Below are 19,769 nucleotides of genomic sequence, written 5' to 3'. Positions count from 1 at the left end.
TGGCCGACGCCGTGGATCATGGCGCCGAGATGGACCTGCCGTTTACTCATGGTCAATACCTCTTTTCAGATGTGCACCAAGGGTCGATCCGTGCAACACGTCAGTGCCGCACGGCACAACCGTTAAATCGCCACGGGCAACACGCTGCGTGAATGCCCTGGTATCGCGTCGATCAGCGCCCGTGTGTAGGCGCTGGCCGACTTGCTGAGCACCTGCAGCGCCGGCCCTTGCTCGACCACCTGCCCGCGCCGTAGCACCAGCACCTGGTCTGCCATGCTCGCCACCACCGCCAGGTCATGGGAGACCAGCACATAGGCCATGCCGAGCTCGCGCTGCAATTCGTCCAGCAGGGCGAGGATCTGCGCCTGCACAGACACGTCCAGTGCACTGACTGGCTCATCGAGCAGCAGCACCTCTGGCTCCAGTGCCAACGCCCGTGCAATCGCCACGCGTTGGCGCTGGCCACCTGACAATTCCCTGGGCAGGCGATCGAGGAACTGCACTGGCAATTGCACCCGTGTGATCAGCTCGCGGGCCTTGCGCTCCAGTGCCTCGCCCCGGAGCAGGCCGAAAGAGACCAGCGGCTCGACGATGCTGTCGAACACGGTGAAACGCGGGTCGAGCGCGGCGAACGGGTTTTGCTGCACCAGCTGGATACGCCGGCGCAAGGGGCGGAACTGGCTCCAGGTGTAATCGGTGACGTCCTCGCCGGCGAACACCACCTGCCCTTGACTGGGCTTCTCCAGGCCCAGGGCGATGCGCAGGGCGGTGCTCTTGCCCGAGCCGGATTCGCCGACAATCGCCAGGGTCTGCCCGGCATGCAGTTCAAGGCTCAGGTCGTGCAGGGCGGTGTAGCGCGCGTTTTTGCCGGGCAGCTCGAACCGTTTGCCGACATGGCTCAGGCGCAGCAGGGGCGTCTGGCCCCGCGGTGCGGCTGGCCTGCGCCGTGGCACGAAGGCCGGCGCGGCATCGAGCAGGGCGCGGGTGTAGGGTTGCCGGGCGCCCCAGAGGATCTGCCGGGGCGAGCCGTGTTCGACCTGCTCACCCTGCTTCATCACCAGCAGGCGGTCGGCGCGGTCACAGGCCATGCCCAGATCATGGGTGATGATCAGCAGCGAGATGCCACGCTCGGCGACCAGCAGTTGCAGGTGATCGAGAATACGCCGCTGCACGGTCACGTCCAGCGCACTGGTGGGCTCGTCGGCGATGATCAACCGTGGCTCGCCGGCCAGGGCGATGGCAATCAGCACCCGCTGGCGCATGCCGCCGGACAGCTCATGGGGGTACTGCCGCGCACGCAGCGCCGGCTCGTCGAGGCCGACCTGGTCCAGCAGCGCCAGCACCTCGGCCTCTTGGCCTGGATAGCGTCGTCCACGCGCCAGCTGCAGCGCCTCGGCGATTTGCTGGCCGATCCGTTGGGTGGGGTTAAGGCTGACCATTGGGTCTTGCGGCACCAGGCCGATGGTGCGCCCGCGCAACTGGCGCCTGGCGCGTTCGCTGGCTTGCGCCATATCGACACCATCGACCCATAACTGGCCTTGGTCGATGCGTGCATTGCCCGGCAACAGACCAAGCAGGGCGTTGGCCAGGGTCGATTTGCCCGAGCCTGACTCGCCCACCACCGCCAGGGTCTCGCCCTGGGCCAGGCTGAACGACAGCTGGCGCAGGGCCTGGCTGCGTTGCCCGGCGAAGCTGTAGCTGACGCTTAGGTCGCGGACCTCGATCAGGGGTGACTGGCTCATCGGGCATGCTCCTCGGCGCTGCGCGCCAGGTGGTTGAGGCTGAACACCACGGCCACCACGAACAGCCCCGGTAGCAGGGATAGCCAAGGGGCGGTGATGAGGAAGTGACGGCCGTTGGCAATCAGCGTGCCCCATTCCGCGGCGGGTGGCGCCGCGCCAAAGCCGAGGAAACTCAGCCCGGCCGTGGCCAGGATGGCAGCGCCGAAGTCCAGGGTGGCGAGCACCGCTACCGGGCTCCAGGCATTGGGCAGTACATGGCGCAGCAGGGTGCGTGCCCAGCTGGCACCGCACAGGCGTGCGGCTTCCACAAAGGGCAGGGTCTTGATCCGCAGCACTTCGGCTCGGGTGGTGCGGGCAAAACCGGGCAGGATGCCGACGCCCACGGCGACGGCCACCGGCACGGTGCCGAAGCCAATGGCGGTGACGATGGCCAGGGCCAACAGCAGGCCGGGCAGGGCCAGCAATACGTCGATCAGGCGCATCAGCGCCGCGTCGACGCGCCCGCCGGCAAAACCGGCCAGCACGCCCAGGCCCAAGCCGCCCAGCAAGGCGATGGCCACCGCCAGCAGGGCGGCGAGCACCGACAGGCGCGCGCCGTACACCACCCGGGTGTAGAGGTCGCGGCCCAGTTCGTCGGTGCCGAACCAGTGCGCCAGGCTGGGTGGACTGAGCTTGTCGGCGGGTGCGGTGGCGTAGGGATCGAAGCTGCTGAGCCAGTGCGGGGCCAGCGCGCAAAGCAGGGCGAACATTACGATCAGCAGCGCCAGGCTGAAACCGGGTCGGCGCAGCAGCGGGGCCAACATCTGGTATGCGCGCTGCCAACGCGTGCGACGCCTCCAGGTGGCGGCAGGGCGGGGCTCGGAGGGCGCGGTGTCGAGGGGTGACAGGGGTATGTCGAGGGTCATCTCAGTTCACCTTCGCGGTGTGGGTGATGCGCGGGTCGAGGTAGGGATAGAACAGATCGACGAGCAGGTTCACCACCACGAAGGCCGCAGCCGACGCCCCGACGATCGCCAGCACCACGGGTATGTCCTGGCGCAGCACGGCCTCCTGGGCCAGACGGCCGACGCCGTTGCGCGAGAAGATGGTTTCCACCAATACAGCCCCGGACACGGTATTGCCGACTTGCAGGCCGACCAGCGTCAATAGCGGCAGCGCTGCGTTGCGCAGGCCATGGCGTGCCTGAACCTGGGCCCGGCTAAGGCCCTTGGCGAAGGCGGTGGTGATGTACGGCTCCTGCCACACCCCCTGAAAGCCGCGTTGCAGCACCTGGGCGTACACCGCAGCGCTGGGGATCGCCAGGGTGATGGCCGGCAGCACCAGGCTGGCCAGGCCTTGACTGCCCGTGGCCGGAAACCAGCCCAACGCGAAAGCGAACACCTGGATCAGCAGCAGGCCCATCCAGAACACCGGCACCGAGAAGCCCAGCGAGGGCAGGCGCGCCAGTGCAGTCTTCAGTGGACGCCATTGCAGGTAGGCGGTCAGACAGGCAAGGCCGACACCCGCCAACAGCGACAGGGCAATGGCGGCACCGGCCAGGGCCAGGGTCTGCGGCAGGCGCTCGGCCAACAGTGCCGTGACCGGTCGGCCCAGCGACAGCGATTGGCCAAGGTCGCCGTGCAGGGCCCGCCACAGCAGGTCGAAATACTGCTCGAACAAGCCTTTGTCCAGCCCATAGTAAGTGCGTGCTTTGGCCAGGTCCTCGGGCGACAGGCCGTCGGCTTCCATGCCGGAGGCGCTCAGCATGATCGCCAAGGTGTCGCCGGGCAGCAGGTAGAGGATGAAGTAGGTGATGGTATAAGCCCCCCACAACACCAGCAGGGCCTGGCCGACGCGGCCGATCAGGTAGCGTCTCATGGCTGGCCGACCTGGATGTCACTGAGCAGGGCGAAGCCTTCGGCGGTCCAGTGGAAGTGCTTGACCCGCGGCGCGGTGGCGGCCTGCCAGACGCGCTCGTACAGCGGGAACGCCGACGCTTCGTCGACCAGCAGGTCCTGCAGTTGGCCGTAGGCCTGGGCCCGTTGCGTGTCGGCAGTGGCGGTGATACCGCTGTCGAACAGCGCCTGAGCTTTGGCCAGGGTGTCGGGCTCGTAGGTGTTGGTGGCGAGCGTGGCGCTGTTGGCGGCGCGCGGGTCGAGGATGGTCTGCAGGATGATCGGGTCGGCGCGGGTCATGTAGGTGGAGGTGAGGTCGTAGGCGCCTGTCGAGTTGCCGGTCACCCATTCGGCGCGGGTCAGTACGTTCAGCTTGAGGTCGATGCCCACTTTGCGCAGTTGGTCCTGTACCAGCACGTCACCGGCGCTTTCGGCGGGTGTGAGGTTGTAGCGCAGCGTCAGGCGCTGGCCGTTCTTGTGCCGGTAGCCGTCGTCGCCTTTGTGCCAGCCAGCGGCGTCGAGCAGTTGCTCGGCGCCTTTGGGGTCGTAGGCGAGCTTGTCGGTTTGGGCTTTGAAGAACGGTGTGGTGACGTCGTATACGCCACTCACCACCGGGAACGCAGTGTTGTAGACGGTGTGCGCGTAGCTGGTGCGGTCGATGGCCTTCTGCAGCGCCAGGCGCACTTGGCGGTCACCGAGCAGGCGGTCGTTGCGGGTGTTGGGGTAGAGGTTCAGCGCCGGGCCTGGCAGCGAACGGCTCTGGATGGTCGCGCCCTTGGACTGAAACAGCTTCAGGTCGACTTCCGAGAACGGGTTGCGTGGCCACAGGATGTCGACCTTGCCTTGCAGGAACAGGCCGTTGCGCACACTCTCTTCGGGGATGTAGCTGATGTCCACGGCATCCAGGTACGCCGCGCCCTGGTTGCGCACATTGGCCGAGGGCCAGGCGTAATCGGCACGCTTGAGCAGGCGTGCGCCGACCTCCGGGGTGTAGTGATCGAGGGTGAATGGCCCGGTACCGATGATCTTGCCCAGCGAGCGTTGCTGCGCGCTCAACCGGTACGAGGCCGGGGCGAGAATGGCCAGGTTGGTGGTGGACGTGGCCTGAAGGAAACCCGCGTTGGGTTTTGCCAGGACCAGGCGCACGGTGAAGTCGTCGATCACCTCGGCGTGGTCGTAGCCGGCCAGGTAGGTGGCACCGAAGGTGGCCGGCAACTGGCTGGCGAACGCTTTGTTGCTGTCGAAGGCAGTTTTCACGGCGTGAGCATCGAAGCGTTCGCCGTTGCTGAAGGTGACGTCCTCGCGCAGGTGGAAGGTATAGCTCAGGGCATCGGCACCGACCTCCCAGGTTTTCGCCAGCCACGGGATGATGCGACCGGTCTGCGGGTCTTGGTCAGTGAGCGACTCGACGACGTTGCGCAGCAGCACGCGGTGTTCGAGCCAGTAGACCTGAAAGGGGTCGACGCTGACCAGCGTGGTGTTGTCACCCCAGAAGGCGATGTTGAGGGTCTTGCTGGTTGAGGTGTTGTCGGCCGGCGAGCAAGCGGTGAGGCCCAGGGCCAGGGTGCCGATCGCGAGCAGTTGGTGCAGTGGGGGCATGGGATGGATCCTTCAATGAATGGGGCTCTCCTGTTCCGGCCGGTTCGCCGGAACAGGCAAAAGGTGCCTTGGAGTCAGTCCTGGTAATCGAGGCCCTCGCGATCCAACTGCCGAATCAGCGCATCCCAATGCCGTTGGATACCTTCCCCCTGGCCATCGGAAAACCGCTTGGACTGCTCATGCACCTTGGCAATCGCCGCCTTTGACGCATGTAACAGTTGGTCGTTGCCCCCGGCCTGGGCGGCGACCTGGATGTTGCAGGCCCGCTCCAGCCCGTGCAGCTCACGGAACGCGTGTTCCACGCTGACACCTCCGGTCAGCAGCCCGTGGTTGCGCAAAATAAGAATGTTGCTGTCGCCCAGATTGGCCACCAGCCGTGCTTGCTCGTCCAGGTCCAGGGCGACGCCTTCGTAGTCGTGGTAAACCACGCGGCTGTAGTAGGCCAAGGCATGCTGGGAGATCGGCAGCAACCCGTCGCGCTGGGCGGACACCGCCGCGCCGTCGCGAGTATGGGTGTGCAGCACAGCCTTGAGATCAGGCCGTGCGCGGTGGATGGCGCTGTGAATGACATACCCGGCCTGATTGATGCCCAGCCCCAGCGGGTCGTCGATGATCGCGCCGTCGACGTCGACCTTGACCAGGTTGGAGGCGGTAATTTCGTCGAACAGCAGGCCGAAGGCGTTTATCAGAAAATGCTCATGCGGCCCCGGCACGCGGACCGAGAAGTGCGTGTAGATGTGGTCGGTCCAGCGCAGCAGCGCAGCCAGACGGTAAGCGGCGGCCAGCTTGACCCGCACCTCCCACTCTTCGGCGCTGACCCGGTCGCGTACGTTGCAGTTGCTGGTGGTGAAGGCAGACAGTGAACTCATGGGGCTCTCCGGTAATCAGTAGCCGCGCGCCGTGTCGACCAGGTTGGCCAGGGGCGCCTGCTCGCGGTAGCGGTGGAAGTTGGCGATGAAGGCATCGAGAAAGGCCGGGTAACCGTCCTCGGAAATGGCCGAGGTGTGCGGTGACAGGAACACCCGTGGGTGGTGGTACAACGGGTGGCCTGCCGGCAGTGGCTCGGGTTCGGTGACATCCAGGCTGGCCCGGCCGATCAAGCCGCTGTCCAGGGCGTCGAGCAGGGCCTGTTGGTCGAGCAAGCCGCCGCGGGCAATGTTGATCAGGTGCAGGCCGGGGCGGGCATAGGCCAGGACCTGGCGGTCGATCAGGCCACGGGTGGCCGCAGTGAGCGGGGCGGCCAGCACCAGATGGTCGCTGCCGGCGAACAGCTGTCGCAGGTCGGCCACAGGTTCTACGCCAGGGATGTCTGCGATGCCCTGGCCGGGGCGGCTCAGGGCCAGAACCCGAAGCCCCAGGGCCACGGCCTTGCGCGCCAGGCTCTGGCCGATACTGCCGAAGCCGAGGATGCCCAGGGTGCGACCACGCAAGGGGGCCAGCGGGGTCAGGCGCCAGTCGGCGTCCTTGACCCACAGACCGGGCAGTTGCTTGGCGGCGGCGAACACCAAAGCCAGGGCAAACTCGGCCACTTGTTCGGCGTTGGCGCCTTTGCCGCTGGTTACCGTTGCCCCCTGGAACACCCAGTCGGGGTAGAAGTCGATGCCCGAAGACACCAGTTGCACCCACTTCAGGCCCCAGGGCCACCCGGGTGGCGGGGTGCCTACGCGTCGCCCACGCACATTGATCGGGCGCAGGATTAACACATCGGCGGGGGCTTTGACAGCCAGCTGGTCGGGTGAGATATCAATGACTTCATGGCCTGGCAAGTGTTCGCGCAGGTGCTGGTTGGCCTGGTCGTCGAGCTGGCTGGCGATGATCGAGTGGTTCATGCCTGTACCTCCGTCAGCGCGGCACGGCCGACCTGGCCGAACACCACATCGTCCTGTGGGGTGTGGATCCGGCTGCAAAGTACATCGCGGTAGTGGCGCTCCAGCGGGTTGCGCCGCGACAGCCCGGGATTGCCGGCGGCCTCGATGGCCAGTTCCACGGCCTGGATGGCGTTGGCGCTGACCAGATGCTTGAGCTGCCCGGCATGCTGGGGTGAGATGTGCCCGGCGGCGGCACCGTCGAGCAGGCTCTGGTTGGCGAACAGCAGGGTGTCGATGCGGCCCAGTACATGCTGGAAGCGTGGCAGGCTGGCCAGCGGCGCTCCCAGGTTGGAAGGTGTGCGCTGCTTGAGAAAGCCCGCCAGCCAGTCGCGCGCGGCGCGGGCCACGCCGTCGTATACGGCCGGCAGTAACACCGCCATCCACAGTAGGCTCTCGCCGTCGAGTTCGGCCTTCGGGGCACTGGCGGGGCTGACGCTGACGGCGTGGTCGAGGGGAATCAGCACATCGTCGAAGCGCACTTCGTGGCTGCAAGTGGCGCGCATGCCCAAGTGGTCCCAGTCATCGATGATCGTGATGCCAGGCGTGTCGCGGTGCACAAGGAAGCCGCCGACCAACGGGTCGGTGTCGTCGCTGCGGCCCCACACCAGGTACCAGGTCAGGCCGTGGCTGCCGGTGGAGTAGATCTTTCGCCCGTTCAAGCGCCAGCCTTCGGCCGTGCGTCGCGCCACGGTGGCGGGCAGGCCACCACGGGCCGGAGTTCCCAGTTCAGGTTCGACGCGCAGGGCGTTGATCAGCGCGCCGTGCCGCACGGCATCATAAGCCACGCGCTGGCGCAGAGGCTCGGGCCAGCGCGCTTCGTCCTGCAGGCGAAAATGCTGCAGGTATTGCATCACCAGGATCAGCGCGGTGGCCGGGTCACCCTTGCCGACCGCGCCGATCACCCGGCGGGCGCTGGCAAGGTCCGCGCCGCCTCCGCCGAAGGCACGGGGTACGGTGAGGGCGAGCAGCCCGTGGCGGTGCAGCAAGTGGAAGTTGTCCTGGGGGAACTGGGCGCTGCGGTCGTAGCGCTCGGCGTTTGCCGCGAGGGCCAGCGTCAGCTCGGCGAGAGCGCTGTCGGACGGTTGACTCATGAGGCTCATCCCTGAATGACGGTGCGTTGCCTAAGACCGTATTCGTATGGATGAAGGCTGTAAAAGGCTTTTTAGTTCTATGCTAATTATCAGTTTTAATAATTTAGACTTTTGTTTGTTATGCGTAATTTGCATTTATTGCTTGGGCTGCGTTGCAGCCCTTTCGCCACGCAAGGCCCCACAGGCCAGTGAGCTCAACCCAACAACCGATGTCCCGCGACCTCACCAAAAAGCTCCACCGGCTCCTGTAAATTACCCAGGTAGCGCGGATGGAACAGCCACAGATCCACCTGCGGCTTGAAATCGCTGATATTCAGTACATCCAGCGCACTGCGGTGCCGGCTGGACTGCAGCAGCGGCTCGGGAACCAGTCCCAGGCCCTGGCCGTTGGCGACCAGCCCCAGTTGCAACTCGGTGCCGAAGGTTTCGAGGTTGATCGACAGGCTCAGCCCTTGCTCACTCAGTGCCCGTTGCAGCCCGGCGCGGAAGCCACAGCCATCCGGGTTCAGCACCCAGCCGCGGGTGTAGCAGTCCTTGAGCTTGTAGCTGCGCTTGCCGGCGCTGCCCTTGGCCGTGACCACCCTCAGCGGCATGCGCGCGATCGACTGGCTGGCGATCCCTTCGGGGAAAATCTTGCCAGGCGGGAACAGGGCCGCGGCAGCGTCCAGTTCACCGTTTTCCATGCGCGCGATCAGGCTGCTACCCCAGCCGCTGGTGACCTGGGTGCGCAGTTGGGGGTAGGCCTCACGGATCTGTGCCAGGGCGTCGAGCAGCACAACGTCGCCCAATGTCTGCGGCACACCCAGGCGCAAGGTGCCCGACGGCGCGCCGTCGTTGGCTACCAGTTCACGCAGCGAGTCTATCTCGCGCAGGATCGCCTTGCACTGCTCATAGACCCGCAAGCCCATGGGGGTGGGCTTGAGCGGCTTGGTGTTGCGGTCGAGGAGGGTGGCGCCGAGGTCTTCCTCGAAATTCTGCACCCGGCGGGTGATGGCCGGCTGCGTCAGTTGCAGGGCCTCGGCGGCAAGGTTGGTGGACTGGCAACGAATGACGGCGACGAAGGCGTCCATATCATCGATTTTCATAATCGGCGCTCTCTGGGTCGAACGGGAAAAAATCAGGCATCAGCATCATCGCACTGGAGGGTAGTGCCATCGGGACGATTCTAGAAGATAAAAACGCATATTAGGTTATTCCTAAAATCAATTTAATTTATTTAAAAGATCTCGCTAGAGTCGCTTGACCCGGGCCGCACGATGCTGCCCGCCAAGACACCGAGGAGCATCATGTCCATCCGAACGAAGCTGCTGACCGTTGCCGTTGCCCTGCTGCTGGCCGGTCATGCCGGCGCCAGCGAGCGCCTGACCCTGCGCATCGGCGACCAGAAGGGTAACATGCGCGCCCAGCTGGAGGCCGCCGACGCCCTGCGCGACCTGCCCTACGACATCCGCTGGGCCGAGTTCCCTGCCGCCGCGCCGCTGGCCGAGGCGCTCAACGCTGGGGCGATCGATGCCGGCATCATCGGCGATGCGCCACTGCTGTTCGTGCTGGCCTCCGGAGCACCGGTCAAGGCCATCGCAGTGGACAAGTCCGACCCTTATGGCACGGCGTTGCTGGTGCGGCCGGAGGCGCCGCTGCGCAGTGCGGCCGAACTCAAGGGCAAGCGCATCGCGACCGGGCGAGGGTCGATCGGGCACCACCTGGCGCTCAAGGCGCTGGCCCAGGCAGGGCTGACCGAGAAGGATGTGGAGTTCCGTTTCCTTGGGCCGGTGGATGCCAAGATCGCCCTGGCCAACGGCTCGGTGGATGCCTGGTCGACCTGGGAGCCTTACACAGCGCTGGCCGAGTTGAGTGGGCAAGGCCGTGTGTTGGTCAACGGTCGTGGCCTGTCCACCGGCAACAGTTTCCTTGCCGCCACCGACAAGGCGTTGGAGGAGCCTGGGCGTCGTGCAGCGCTGCAGGACTATCTCAACCGCCTGGCCGCAGCGCAGGTGTGGGCCAACCAACACCTGGATACCTACTCGAAAACCTTGGCCGCGATCATTGGCTTCCCGGTAGAGGCGGCCCGCCTGCAATTCGAGCGTCGGCAGCTGCGCTGGCAGGTGATCGACACGCAAACCGTGACCGAGCAGCAGGACACCGCCGACTTCTACCACACCCACGGCCTGATGACCGAGCGCCTCGATGTGGCCCCGACCTTTGCCACCGGCTTCACCCTTCCCGCCGCCGCCAAGCTTGCAGCGCAACCCTGACCTCGGAGACGTATTCATGACCTTTAAACCCCTGCGCCAGCTGGGCCTGGCGCTGCTCGCCAGCGCCTTGCTGCCAAGCCTTGCCAGCGCCGAGCAGACCCTGCGCATCGGTTACCAGAAATCCTCGACCCTGCTGACCCTGCTGAAGGCCAGGGGCACTCTCGAACAGCGCCTGCAGGCCGAGGGCATTCGCGTGACCTGGCACGAGTTTCCCAGTGGTCTGCCGCTGCTGGAGGCCCTGAACCTTGGCAATGTCGACCTCTCGGCGGACGTTGCCGACACCGTGCCGGTGTTCACTCAGGCGGCAGGCGCCAAGTTGACCTATTTCGCCCGGGAAGCCCCTTCGCCGACCGCCCAGGCGATCCTGGTGCCGGCGGATTCACCGCTCAAGACCCTGGCCGACCTCAAAGACAAGCGTGTGGCGGTGACCAAAGCCGCTGGCAGCCACTATCTGTTGATCCAGGCCCTGGCCAAGGCTGGGCTGACCTTCAAGGACATCACGCCGGCGTACCTGATCCCCGCCGACGGCCGCGCTGCCTTCGAGAACCACAAGGTCGATGCCTGGGTGACCTGGGACCCTTACGTGGCCAGCGCCCAGCGTCAGCAGAACGCAAGGATCCTGGCCGACGGCAGCGAACTGGCCAGTTACCAGCGCTATTACCTCGCCGGCAGCGATTATGCCAAGGCGCATCCTGAGGTATTGCAGCAGGTGTACCTGGCATTGCGTGAAGCCGGTGCCTGGACCAAGGCCAACCCCGAGGCCGCTGCCCGGATCCTTGGCCCGCTGTGGGGTAATCTGGACAGCGCCACGGTGCAGCAGGCCAACGCCCGGCGCAGTTACGATGTGCAGCCGGTGAAGCTGAACAACCTGACCGAGCAGCAACGGATTGCCGACGCGTTCTATCGCGAGGGGTTGTTACCCAAGGCGGTGGATACCAGCGCGGTGGACGTGTATCAGCCGCCTGGCAACTAAAATCTGGGTGCTCACATGCGATAAGCGGTTTTCTGATCTGCATCAAATGCCGATGCGGGTGTGCGCGGATTATCGACTGCATCGCACCCCAGCGGCCTTTCTGAAGCGCAATGGGGTGTTCCGCCTGGCCTGTTCGAAACGCCCATGCAGGAAGTGAGCGGCCCGAGGGCGCTGCCCCCCCCTTGCAGATGAGCAGCGTTGCCTCGCGCAGTTCGACCTGTTGCCCGAGGAGGGGCGTGCAGTCACGGCTTGAAGCAATCAACGGCCCCCATCGGAAACCGCAGTGACAGGCGCCTGTAGCGGCGCGGGAGGTGTTCATGTCCCATGACCTTGCGTTGCCAACCTTGTTTGCCGACCGTACCCAAGCAGGACGATGCCTGGTCGAGCCACTGGCCCGCTACGCTGGCAGGCCCGACGTGATCGTGCTCGCACTGCCGCGTGGTGGCGTTCCGGTGGCCTACGAAGTCGCGACCGCCCTCAACGTCCGCCTGGACCTGCTGGTGGTGCGTAAGCTCGGCATGCCGTTTCACCCCGAGTTCGCCATGGGGGCGATAGCCAGCGGCGGAGTCACTTTCCTCAATGACGACACGCTACGGGCCTATCCGGTAGAACCCGCGTTGTTCGACGCCGTGGTTGCCAGGGAAACCGAGGAGCTGGCCCGGCGCGAACGGGGCTACCGGGGAGGGCGGCCACCCCTGCAACTCAAGGATCAGGTGGTGATTCTCATCGATGACGGCCTGGCGACCGGCGCCACGATGCGGGCGGCTATTCAGGCCGCGCGAGCCCAATCACCGGCGCGGATCGTGGTCGCCGTCCCGGTCGCACCGCCAGAAACGCTCGAAGCGCTGTACGGTGAAGTGGATGAGCTGGTATGCCCGCTGGTGCCTGAGCGGATGGTTTCGGTTGGCTATTGGTATCAGGACTTCCCGCAGACATCAGACGAGGAAGTGATGACGCTCATGGGGCAGGCCGATCAGCAAGCGCTTTGCCGGAGGGCGCCCCATGACTGAGCACAGGGTTGAAGTTCGCACACAGACGATGAAGCTGGCAGGCGTTGAACTCGTGGCGGACGTGCGTGAGCCGGCCAACGCCTGCGCCTTGGTCATCTTTGCCCATGGCAGCGGCAGCGGACGTCTGAGCGCCCGCAATCAATACGTAGCAGACGCTCTCGCGGCACGTGGCCTGGGGTCACTACTCTTCGACCTGCTGACCGAGGCTGAGCAACGTCTGGATAACGAGACCGGAGAATTGCGCTTTGACATTGCCTTGCTGGCCAAGCGCTTGATCGATGTTGTCGATTGGGTTGCAAACGATGCGCAACTGCGCAAGTTGCGCATCGGCTTGTTCGGTGCAAGCACGGGGGCCGCTGCGGCCCTGTGGGCGGCTGCGCAGCGTCCCGAACGGGTGGCGGCGGTGGTGAGCAGAGGCGGCAGAACAGACCTGGCTGGGCCGATGCTGGACCGTGTGCAGGCGCCAACCTTGCACATCGTAGGTAGCCAGGACGCCCTGGTCCTTGAGCTCAATCGTCAGGTGGACCGCTTGCTGAGCTGTGAGCGGCATCTTGAAGTGGTGCCAGGCGCTACGCATCTTTTCGAAGAGCCTGGCACCTTGGCGAAGGCCGCGGCGCTCGCCGGTGACTGGTTCGTGAAGTACCTGCAGCGCATATCCGTCTGATGGGGCTTGGCCGAGGCTCATACACCAAATGGATAGGTTTCGTCCTCTGGCTCAAGATGCTGTTGTTTCGGCAAGGGCAGGGCAGTCACCGGCCGGGTCTGCTCGAACCAGAGCAGCGCATCGAACTGCTCGGCCAGCACCGCCTCGAAGTAATGGCTCAGCCGTTCACTCTCTGGGCGATAGATGACGCCGATGGCGCGTTCGAGTAGCACCGTGGACAACACATGGCGCAGCTCCTTGCGCTGTGGGTCGCGCCAGTCGCTCAGGCAGGCTGGCACGCCTGCGAGGCGGAACTGATGCTCCCAGCTGTCGCTGCGCGAAGGTCGGATTTCCTTGATCTGCATGTCGCCGTCCCAGTCATCGGCGGCGGCCACCTGGCCGCGGTCGGTGGCCATGCCGATCAACACCGCGTCGTGCCCGAAAGCGCTGCGGCAGAGCTGGCCGATGTTGAACTGGCCTTTCCAGCCCATTTCCGTGGCTGCGGCATTGCCGATATGGGAGTTGTGAGCCCAGACCACCGCCTTGGCGTGGGGGCCACGGTGTTCCAGCAGCGCGCGCAAGGTATCGAACATGTGCCGGTCGCGCAGGTTCCAGGACGCCGTCGAACCTCGGTAAATGGCGCGGTAGTACTGCTCTGCGGCGATGATTACACGGGCATTCTGCGTGGCGTTGAAAAAAGCTTCATCATTGCGGACAAGCCCTGACAATTGCTCGGCGAGCATGGCATTCAGTTGCTGGATCACCGGTTGCTCGCATGGCATGACGCCACTGTGCTCGACAAAGTGCCCGTACAGCGCGGGGTCGTCCTGCCAAGGCGTCAGGCAACCGTAGCGGCGACGGGCTTCATGGGCCAGATGCGGATCGACCCGGTCCAGATACGCCAGGACTTCATGGATGGAATTGCGCAGGCTGTAGACATCCAGGCCGCGGAATTCCACGCGGTGGTCGGTGGGCAGCAGGCGGTTGTGCCCGTGCAGCCATTGGGCGAAGGCTTTGACTTCGCTATTGCGCCACATCCAGGTTGGAAAACGGCTGAAAATATGGCGTTTCCACGCCGAGTGCGCCAAGCCTCGGACGTACTGATCGACATGCCCGCCATCCGGCCAGTCGGCCTCGACGGCGACGATGTTGAAGCCATGCTGTTCGATCAGGCGCCGGGTGATCGCCGCTCGGGCGCGATAGAACTCGCTGCTGCCGTGGCTTGCCTCGCCCAGCAGGATGACGCGCGCGTCAGCGTAGCGGTCGAACAGCGCTGCGAATGCCGGCGTATCCAGGTTCGGCAAAGGTTCGGCGTACTGATGAAGCACCGGGGCAATATCGGCAGTGTCGACCTGATACTGCTTGCCGTAGAGTTTTTCCATCAATTTCTTCGAAGGGCCGTTCATGGGGAGCCTCCCGTAATCGGGCCGCCGCGCATTGACCCGTCAGTGCGACGGCCCAGGGTTCAGATCAGGGAGAGCCGGTGGATGACCTGGCTGGGATCATCCGGGTCAGCGGCGGTGGTGAACCCCGCCGCTTTGGCCAGCTCGCGCATCGCTTGGTTGGCTGCTGCGTCGACCGAATACATCTGCCGCAAGCCCTTGGCGCGGGCATGGTCGATCAGGTGCTTGAGCAGCAGGCGACCCAAGCCATGATGCTGCCAGCTATCCATGACGGTAACGGCGCATTCGCACTCGTCCTTTCCGCTGGCGGTGGCGTAGCGGGAAATGCCCACTTCCTGCAATTCGCCATCGACGTGGGCGAGGGCGACGTAGGCCGCCTGGCGATCCTGGTCGACCTTCATCAGTTGGTCGAGCATGGCCTCACCGGGCTCCCTGAGCTGGCACAGGAAGCGGAAATGCCGCGATTCGGGCGACAGCCGTTCGATGAAGGCTTTTTCGCGTTCTCGGTCTTGGGCTTGCAAGGGCCTGATCAACACGTGAACGCCGTTTTCAAGGGCTTCGATCCAGTGTTCACCGGAAGGCTTGGGAAACGAAGGCGTTGTATGTACTCGGGAAGTTTCGGCGGGTGCCATGGCAATGTCCTCTATGTCGAATGAACAAGGAAGTTCAGTTTCGGCAGCGGACCTTGCCCTGACTTGACAGTTGTCAAATGCTTCCCACATGACCTGTCGAGCCGATAGAAAAAGCGGGTATAGCCGGGGGTAGCGTCCGACCCTTGGTCGGACAGACCGCTAACGTTTAGTGGAGCCGCTAACTTCAAAAGATACCCGCCTGCAAGAAAAGCAGAGGCATCGTCATGTCAGGCCCTGCGGAAATGGGAGCAAAGCTCCATGTCAAGTGCCTTGCGTGCTCGTTGAGCCGGCTTTGCCTGCCTGCCAGCCTCAGTACCGACGAAGTGGACAAGCTGGAGCGAATTGTCCGCCGTAACCGCCCATTGAAGCGGGGTGAGTACCTGTTCAAGGCCAATGAACCCATGGAGCACGTGTTTGCCTTGCGCTCTGGGGCGATCAAGAATTTTCTGCTCGATGCCGAGGGCACCGAGCGGGTGACCGGCTTCCTCCTGCCGGGTGAAATGCTCGGGCTGGACGCTATTGGTGCCAGTCATTACCGAAGCTTTGCCGTTGCCCTGGAACTCTCGCTGGTCTGCTCCATCAGGCTGGATCAGCTGGTGGACCTGTCCGGCCAGATTCCGGGGTTGCGTTATCAGTTGCTGCACATGCTCAGCCTGGGGATCCAGGGCAAGGACGAGCACCTGCGCTGCTGCCATGGGCGTGCCGAGCAGCGGCTGGCGATCTTCCTGCTGGGCATGTCGGCGCGTTACCAGGCGCGGGGGTTGCGGGCGGATGTGTTCAACCTGCCCATGTCCCGTGGTGATATCGCCAACTACCTGGACCTTACGCTGGAAACGGTCAGCCGACTGTTCAGCCGCTTCGTCCATGAAGGTCTCGTGCTGTGCGCCGGGCGTGAGGTCAGGCTCATCGACATGCAAGGCCTGGTCAACCTGACCCGCCTGGAGGAGCCCACTTGAGCGCGGCAAGCACCCGGTCATAGCGTTGCACAGGCCAGCTTTCGGCGGAGTGCCCCCCCCAGGTCGGACGTGCCACATGATCCGTGCGGATCCAGATGCGCTGCGGTGCTACGCCTGTTTGCCAGCACAGCTGGGCTACCTGGCGCGCCACCTGTGACGGTGCGCAGCAGTACACCGTGTCCGGGTGAAAGGTGATCAGCAAGCGCCTGGTTTGCCACCAGCCACTGCTGCTGTCACGCGGCAGTAGCGACAGCCAGGTTCGACAATCGTCTGGCAGCAGTTCAGCCGCAATGCCGTCATGTGACAGCTGCAATTGTATCCAGGGCAGCCAACAGCGAACCTCATCCAGCGCACCCAGCAAGGGCAGCAGGCCATCGGCGCGACTGATGGCCAGCAACCTTGTACTTTGCAGGGGCAACGGCCAAGCGCTGCCAAGCGGCCCGGAATAGTCGAACAGTTCCCCCGCCCGTCCCAAGGGCTGCGCACTCTGGGTGCTGACGATAAATTGCCCGGCCACGCCAGGCAGGGTCACGTAACTGCATGGCCAGCACTCGGTTCGACCGCTGAGCACGCAGTACTGGCCAGCCATTGCCTCGCTGCATGGCTGCCTGCAAAGGGCCAGGCGCACGAATTGCTGGATGCCCAGGCCGGGCAATGTCTGGAGCAAGCGGACGCTGGCACCCTCCCGGTCCATGACTGCCTCGCACGGTAATGATGACTTGCTGTAATCAGCCTAGACCGTGGCCAATCCGGCACTTTGACCAGGATCAAACCAGCGGGCGGCAGGGACTTCACCTTGTTGATAAAGATCAAATGGGGTGCTGCCCCACGGCGCATGATCGAGGCGTCTCCCCGGGAGGCATTACTCATTCACTCATTCGAGGAGGGCGCCATGTCAGACGTTGCCAAGAAAGTGCCTGTTACCCCCGTCGCCAGCCAGCCAACCGAAGGTTCGCCACCCAGCGTCGAACCTTCAGAGCTGTGGCGGCCCTTCCAGCAATTGCGCCGCCAGATCGACAGCCTGTTCGAGGATTTTGGACGGCGGCCGATGCGCATGCCGTTCAGCCACACACCGTTCGATGTCGAACCGTTCTGGCGGCGTGACCTGTTCACCCACGGCATGCCGGCCATGGACATCAGCGAGCTGGCCGAGGAATACCGCATCAGCGCCGAGTTGCCTGGCGTGGATGCCAAGGATATCGAGATCAAGCTCGTCAATGGCAACCTGTTGATCCGCGGCGAGAAAAAGGAGGAAGTGGACGAAAAACGCAAGGAATATCACCTGTCCGAGCGCCATTACGGCAGCTTCGAACGGGTTTTCCAGCTGCCCCGTGGGGTCGACGCCGAGAAAATCGACGCCCAGTTCGACAAGGGGGTGCTGCTGGTGCACCTGCCCAAACGTGCCGAAGCCATCCATCCGGAAAAGGTGATTCCGATCAAGAGCGGTAAATGATCACCCACCCTCACTGCATCGAGGAGCAAGGAGGCTCCGCCTGTGGAGGTAGAACATGATGTCCATTGGCAAATACTGCAACCGGGACGTGGTCACCGCACCACCCGGTATCTCCATCTATGCCGCGGCGCGCATGATGAATCAGTACCATGTCGGCGATCTTGTGCTGGCCGAACATGTCGACGGCGAGCGTTGTCGGCCCATCGGCCTGATCACCGATCGCGACCTGGCGTTGCGGATCATTGCGCGCAACCCACCGGATCAGGAGGACCTGCAGGCGGTCGATGTACTGCCCCGGCCTCTGATCACCGCGAACCAGAACGAGGACCTGTTCGATGTCATCCTCAATATGCGGCGCGCCAATATCCGACGTATTCCGGTAGTCGATGATTTCGGCCTGCTGGTCGGCATTGCCACGGCGGACGACCTGGTGGGCCTGCTGTCGGACCACCTGCACGAACTGTCACTGCTGATCCGTCAACAGAGCCGGCGGGAGGAAGATCTGCGCGGCGAAGACCTTTGAGCGCCCGCGTGCGCGATGACGAAAGGAGGCTGGCATGCTTATCAGATGGAGTGGCAGTGGCTCGATAGCGAAGCGGCCACTCTGCATTGTCAATCAGGTATCGGGCGCTGGGGCTGGGCCTGCCATGATGACGAGATGCCCAAGATGGTGCTTGCCTGCGCGGGCGATGTGCCGACACTGGAGGTACTGGCGGCGGTTACACTGCTGCAAGAGCAGGCTCCAGACGTGCGTGTGAGGGTGGTGAATGTCGTTGACCTCTTGGCGCTGCAACAGTCGCAACAGCATCCCCGATTGATAAAGGTCAAACCCGGTGAAAAGGCCGCTCGCGGTTGACAAATGTCAGGCTGCAGCGCACGCCGCCAGCGATACTCAGCGTGTCCTGGGCATGCAAGAGGGTACGGACATGCGACGTTATGTGCTTTGCGGGTGGGCAAGCCTGTTGCTGGTTAGCGCGTCAGGCTGCACGGCGTGGCGCGCCGAGGAATACGATGCGCGCCTGGAGTCGGCGGAGAACAACGCCGCCACCGCAAGGTTGCGCGCCGATCAAGTGTGTTACCGCATCGATCTGGTCGAGCAGACCGCCAACGAGGCCCTAAGGCGGGCAACCCAGGCTCAGGACGAGGTGCGGCAACTGCGCCAACAGGCCAGACATTGAGCCACGCTGCAGGCGTTCGCACGCTTGATAAAAATCAAGCGCCAAGGGCGGAATGAACTGGATGCTGGCAGCAGCAGTCAATCACTGCCCGCCGAAAGCCCCCTCTCGATGCAACCCGAGCGACCTGAGTGATCAGGCCGGCCCACCGTTGGAGGTAATCATGAGCCACTATCAACGCCTGTTGCTGATCATGCGCCCAATGCTGCACCAGGCGGTCGCTCTGGAGCAGGCCGGTGCACTGGCCCGATCAGCATCGGCCAGCTTGCACATTGTCGCCTTGCTCGAAGCACTGGACAAACTCTGGCTACTGGAGTCCGGTAAGCACCAAACGGAGCGGGAGGCTTACCGGCACACTCAGCAGCAACAGCTGGAAACCCAGGCGAACGCGCTGCGTGCCTCCGGCGTGCAGGTGACGACCGAGGTGGCGTGGAGCAATGACCTGCAGGATGACATCCTGGAGCACGTCATGGAGATGCAACCGGACCTGCTGCTCAAGCAGGTCGAGCATGAGCCCGCGCTCAAGCGCGCCTTCTTCACCCCGCTTGACTGGAAACTGTTGCGCCACTGCCCGGTCCCGGTCTACCTGCTCGGGGCCAACCGGCCGACGTTGCCGCGTCAGGTCGTGGCGGCGGTGGACGTGGCCGACACCTCGGAAGAGGGGCAAGCCCGAAATGACAGCATCGTCCAGCAGGCCAGTGCCTTGGCCTTGCAGACAGGGGCGCAACTGGACCTGCTGCACGCCTGCGATCTGTCGATGGCCTACATGGGCGACATGGGCTATGCCGCCTGGGCCATCGGTGACATTGCCGAGCCCATGCGCCAAGCGCTGGAAGATGATTTCAGGAAACTGGCCGAACGCTTCGGCGCACCACCGGAACGCTGCCAGTTCGTGCTCGGCCGCCCGGTCCCGGTGCTCAGCGAATACGTCGAATCACAGCCGGTGGACGTACTGGTCATGGGGCGACCAATTGCACGGGGGCTGGACCGTCTGTTCGGCAGTACCACCGAGCATGTGTTGTACCAGGTGCCTTGCAATATTCTGGTGGTGTAGGGCTGTGCGGCTAACGACGACTGCAAGAACGACGAACAGTTGGC

The 19,769-nt window shown here is 64.2% G+C and carries 20 protein-coding genes and 1 pseudogene; 10 read left to right on the top strand and 11 right to left on the bottom strand.

The features are described from left to right. Positions 1-122: 122 nt before the first annotated feature. From AC3RCM_RS13360 to AC3RCM_RS13325, 8 genes are all read right to left on the bottom strand, one after another. Complete coding sequence (locus AC3RCM_RS13360; protein ID WP_064492009.1) at positions 123-1,742, bottom strand: dipeptide ABC transporter ATP-binding protein; 1,620 nt, start codon at positions 1,740-1,742, stop codon at positions 123-125. Continuing rightward, entirely contained in the window at positions 1,739-2,647 is a 909-nt protein-coding gene (locus AC3RCM_RS13355) for an ABC transporter permease (protein WP_198746935.1), read from the bottom strand. Before AC3RCM_RS13355 ends, AC3RCM_RS13360 begins: the two co-directional genes overlap by 4 nt. Before the next feature lies 1 nt (position 2,648). Next, a complete protein-coding gene (locus AC3RCM_RS13350; RefSeq protein WP_010954106.1) occupies positions 2,649-3,599 on the bottom strand; it encodes an ABC transporter permease in 951 nt (316 codons plus the stop codon). Then, positions 3,596-5,215 (bottom strand): ABC transporter substrate-binding protein, encoded by a 1,620-nt coding sequence (locus tag AC3RCM_RS13345; RefSeq protein ID WP_064492011.1) that lies wholly within the window; start codon positions 5,213-5,215, stop codon positions 3,596-3,598. Before AC3RCM_RS13345 ends, AC3RCM_RS13350 begins: the two co-directional genes overlap by 4 nt. A 74-nt stretch (positions 5,216-5,289) precedes the next feature. After that, positions 5,290-6,084, bottom strand: a complete 795-nt coding sequence (locus AC3RCM_RS13340) for a class II aldolase/adducin family protein (RefSeq protein ID WP_064492012.1) — start codon at positions 6,082-6,084, stop codon at positions 5,290-5,292. Positions 6,085-6,099: 15 nt separating this feature from the next. After that, positions 6,100-7,044: a D-isomer specific 2-hydroxyacid dehydrogenase family protein gene (locus AC3RCM_RS13335; protein WP_409319858.1), complete on the bottom strand. Its 945-nt coding sequence runs from the start codon at positions 7,042-7,044 to the stop codon at positions 6,100-6,102. Then, a complete protein-coding gene (locus AC3RCM_RS13330; RefSeq protein WP_064492014.1) occupies positions 7,041-8,174 on the bottom strand; it encodes an acyl-CoA dehydrogenase family protein in 1,134 nt (377 codons plus the stop codon). The genes AC3RCM_RS13335 and AC3RCM_RS13330 overlap by 4 nt, the downstream gene beginning before the upstream one ends. 194 nt (positions 8,175-8,368) lie before the next feature. Next, positions 8,369-9,259, bottom strand: a complete 891-nt coding sequence (locus AC3RCM_RS13325) for a LysR family transcriptional regulator (RefSeq protein WP_020190852.1) — start codon at positions 9,257-9,259, stop codon at positions 8,369-8,371. 201 nt (positions 9,260-9,460) lie between these two features. On the opposite strand from AC3RCM_RS13325, the gene AC3RCM_RS13320 reads away from it, so the two are divergent. The 4 genes from AC3RCM_RS13320 to AC3RCM_RS13305 all read left to right on the top strand — a co-directional run bounded on the left by AC3RCM_RS13320 (position 9,461) and on the right by AC3RCM_RS13305 (position 13,073). Further along, positions 9,461-10,426, top strand: coding sequence for an ABC transporter substrate-binding protein (locus AC3RCM_RS13320; protein ID WP_064492015.1), 966 nt, complete (start codon positions 9,461-9,463; stop codon positions 10,424-10,426). A 16-nt stretch (positions 10,427-10,442) separates the two neighbouring features. After that, positions 10,443-11,399, top strand: coding sequence for an aliphatic sulfonate ABC transporter substrate-binding protein (locus AC3RCM_RS13315; protein ID WP_064492016.1), 957 nt, complete (start codon positions 10,443-10,445; stop codon positions 11,397-11,399). Between the two features lie 317 nt (positions 11,400-11,716). Beyond that, entirely contained in the window at positions 11,717-12,409 is a 693-nt protein-coding gene (locus tag AC3RCM_RS13310; RefSeq protein WP_020190849.1) for a phosphoribosyltransferase, read from the top strand. Positions 12,410-12,437: 28 nt separating this feature from the next. Beyond that, positions 12,438-13,073 carry a dienelactone hydrolase family protein gene (locus AC3RCM_RS13305; protein WP_020415618.1) on the top strand — a complete coding sequence of 212 codons (636 nt, stop codon included), beginning with the start codon at positions 12,438-12,440 and terminating at the stop codon, positions 13,071-13,073. Between the two features lie 17 nt (positions 13,074-13,090). On the opposite strand, the gene AC3RCM_RS13300 is transcribed toward AC3RCM_RS13305, so the two are convergent. Both AC3RCM_RS13300 and AC3RCM_RS13295 read right to left on the bottom strand, forming a co-directional pair. Beyond that, the gene (locus tag AC3RCM_RS13300; protein ID WP_104887636.1) at positions 13,091-14,458 is read right to left on the bottom strand and encodes an erythromycin esterase family protein; all 1,368 of its coding nucleotides are present in this window, start codon (positions 14,456-14,458) and stop codon (positions 13,091-13,093) included. Positions 14,459-14,517: 59 nt separating this feature from the next. Further along, the gene (locus tag AC3RCM_RS13295; protein WP_010954116.1) at positions 14,518-15,087 is read right to left on the bottom strand and encodes a GNAT family N-acetyltransferase; all 570 of its coding nucleotides are present in this window, start codon (positions 15,085-15,087) and stop codon (positions 14,518-14,520) included. 224 nt (positions 15,088-15,311) lie between these two features. Between AC3RCM_RS13295 and fnrB the strand changes: the two genes are divergently transcribed. Next, the gene (fnrB, locus tag AC3RCM_RS13290; protein ID WP_266021790.1) at positions 15,312-16,043 is read left to right on the top strand and encodes a Crp/Fnr family transcriptional regulator FnrB; all 732 of its coding nucleotides are present in this window, start codon (positions 15,312-15,314) and stop codon (positions 16,041-16,043) included. Here the strand turns inward: fnrB and AC3RCM_RS13285 are convergent. After that, positions 16,012-16,737 (bottom strand): hypothetical protein, encoded by a 726-nt coding sequence (locus tag AC3RCM_RS13285; protein ID WP_064492021.1) that lies wholly within the window; start codon positions 16,735-16,737, stop codon positions 16,012-16,014. The genes fnrB and AC3RCM_RS13285 overlap by 32 nt on opposite strands. Positions 16,738-16,935: 198 nt before the next feature. On the opposite strand from AC3RCM_RS13285, the gene AC3RCM_RS13280 reads away from it, so the two are divergent. From AC3RCM_RS13280 to AC3RCM_RS13260, 5 genes and pseudogenes are all read left to right on the top strand, one after another. After that, on the top strand, positions 16,936-17,496 hold the full coding sequence (locus AC3RCM_RS13280) for an Hsp20/alpha crystallin family protein (protein ID WP_049587895.1): 561 nt from the start codon (positions 16,936-16,938) through the stop codon (positions 17,494-17,496). 58 nt (positions 17,497-17,554) lie between these two features. Beyond that, a complete protein-coding gene (locus AC3RCM_RS13275; RefSeq protein ID WP_033730612.1) occupies positions 17,555-18,019 on the top strand; it encodes a CBS domain-containing protein in 465 nt (154 codons plus the stop codon). A 42-nt stretch (positions 18,020-18,061) separates the two neighbouring features. Next, positions 18,062-18,307, top strand: a pseudogene (locus tag AC3RCM_RS13270) (phosphoketolase family protein); the annotation flags it as partial. A gap of 115 nt (positions 18,308-18,422) precedes the next feature. Further along, a complete protein-coding gene (locus AC3RCM_RS13265; RefSeq protein WP_064492097.1) occupies positions 18,423-18,674 on the top strand; it encodes a hypothetical protein in 252 nt (83 codons plus the stop codon). Between the two features lie 160 nt (positions 18,675-18,834). Then, complete coding sequence (locus tag AC3RCM_RS13260) at positions 18,835-19,725, top strand: universal stress protein (RefSeq protein ID WP_266021781.1); 891 nt, start codon at positions 18,835-18,837, stop codon at positions 19,723-19,725. The last annotated feature ends 44 nt before the right edge of the window (positions 19,726-19,769 follow it).

It is taken from the genome of Pseudomonas sp. GW823-FHT05G12 (genome assembly GCF_058795575.1).
Note: the sequence above shows the minus strand (reverse complement) of the source record. Positions and strands in the feature narration are given on the sequence as shown.

Excerpts from the sequence above, each read along its gene's own strand:
- AC3RCM_RS13310 (WP_020190849.1), top strand. The coding sequence starts at position 11,717 with ATGTCCCATGACCTTGCGTTGCCAACCTTGTTTGCCGACCGTACCCAA.
- AC3RCM_RS13280 (WP_049587895.1), top strand. The coding sequence starts at position 16,936 with ATGTCAGACGTTGCCAAGAAAGTGCCTGTTACCCCCGTCGCCAGCCAG.
- AC3RCM_RS13345 (WP_064492011.1), bottom strand. The coding sequence starts at position 5,215 with ATGCCCCCACTGCACCAACTGCTCGCGATCGGCACCCTGGCCCTGGGC.
- AC3RCM_RS13315 (WP_064492016.1), top strand. The coding sequence starts at position 10,443 with ATGACCTTTAAACCCCTGCGCCAGCTGGGCCTGGCGCTGCTCGCCAGC.
- AC3RCM_RS13360 (WP_064492009.1), bottom strand. The coding sequence starts at position 1,742 with ATGAGCCAGTCACCCCTGATCGAGGTCCGCGACCTAAGCGTCAGCTAC.
- AC3RCM_RS13330 (WP_064492014.1), bottom strand. The coding sequence starts at position 8,174 with ATGAGTCAACCGTCCGACAGCGCTCTCGCCGAGCTGACGCTGGCCCTC.
- AC3RCM_RS13325 (WP_020190852.1), bottom strand. The coding sequence starts at position 9,259 with ATGAAAATCGATGATATGGACGCCTTCGTCGCCGTCATTCGTTGCCAG.
- AC3RCM_RS13335 (WP_409319858.1), bottom strand. The coding sequence starts at position 7,044 with ATGAACCACTCGATCATCGCCAGCCAGCTCGACGACCAGGCCAACCAG.
- AC3RCM_RS13275 (WP_033730612.1), top strand. The coding sequence starts at position 17,555 with ATGTCCATTGGCAAATACTGCAACCGGGACGTGGTCACCGCACCACCC.
- AC3RCM_RS13320 (WP_064492015.1), top strand. The coding sequence starts at position 9,461 with ATGTCCATCCGAACGAAGCTGCTGACCGTTGCCGTTGCCCTGCTGCTG.
- AC3RCM_RS13305 (WP_020415618.1), top strand. The coding sequence starts at position 12,438 with ATGAAGCTGGCAGGCGTTGAACTCGTGGCGGACGTGCGTGAGCCGGCC.
- AC3RCM_RS13285 (WP_064492021.1), bottom strand. The coding sequence starts at position 16,737 with ATGGACCGGGAGGGTGCCAGCGTCCGCTTGCTCCAGACATTGCCCGGC.
- AC3RCM_RS13295 (WP_010954116.1), bottom strand. The coding sequence starts at position 15,087 with ATGGCACCCGCCGAAACTTCCCGAGTACATACAACGCCTTCGTTTCCC.
- AC3RCM_RS13340 (WP_064492012.1), bottom strand. The coding sequence starts at position 6,084 with ATGAGTTCACTGTCTGCCTTCACCACCAGCAACTGCAACGTACGCGAC.
- fnrB (WP_266021790.1), top strand. The coding sequence starts at position 15,312 with ATGTCAGGCCCTGCGGAAATGGGAGCAAAGCTCCATGTCAAGTGCCTT.
- AC3RCM_RS13265 (WP_064492097.1), top strand. The coding sequence starts at position 18,423 with ATGCGACGTTATGTGCTTTGCGGGTGGGCAAGCCTGTTGCTGGTTAGC.
- AC3RCM_RS13350 (WP_010954106.1), bottom strand. The coding sequence starts at position 3,599 with ATGAGACGCTACCTGATCGGCCGCGTCGGCCAGGCCCTGCTGGTGTTG.
- AC3RCM_RS13355 (WP_198746935.1), bottom strand. The coding sequence starts at position 2,647 with ATGACCCTCGACATACCCCTGTCACCCCTCGACACCGCGCCCTCCGAG.
- AC3RCM_RS13300 (WP_104887636.1), bottom strand. The coding sequence starts at position 14,458 with ATGAACGGCCCTTCGAAGAAATTGATGGAAAAACTCTACGGCAAGCAG.
- AC3RCM_RS13260 (WP_266021781.1), top strand. The coding sequence starts at position 18,835 with ATGAGCCACTATCAACGCCTGTTGCTGATCATGCGCCCAATGCTGCAC.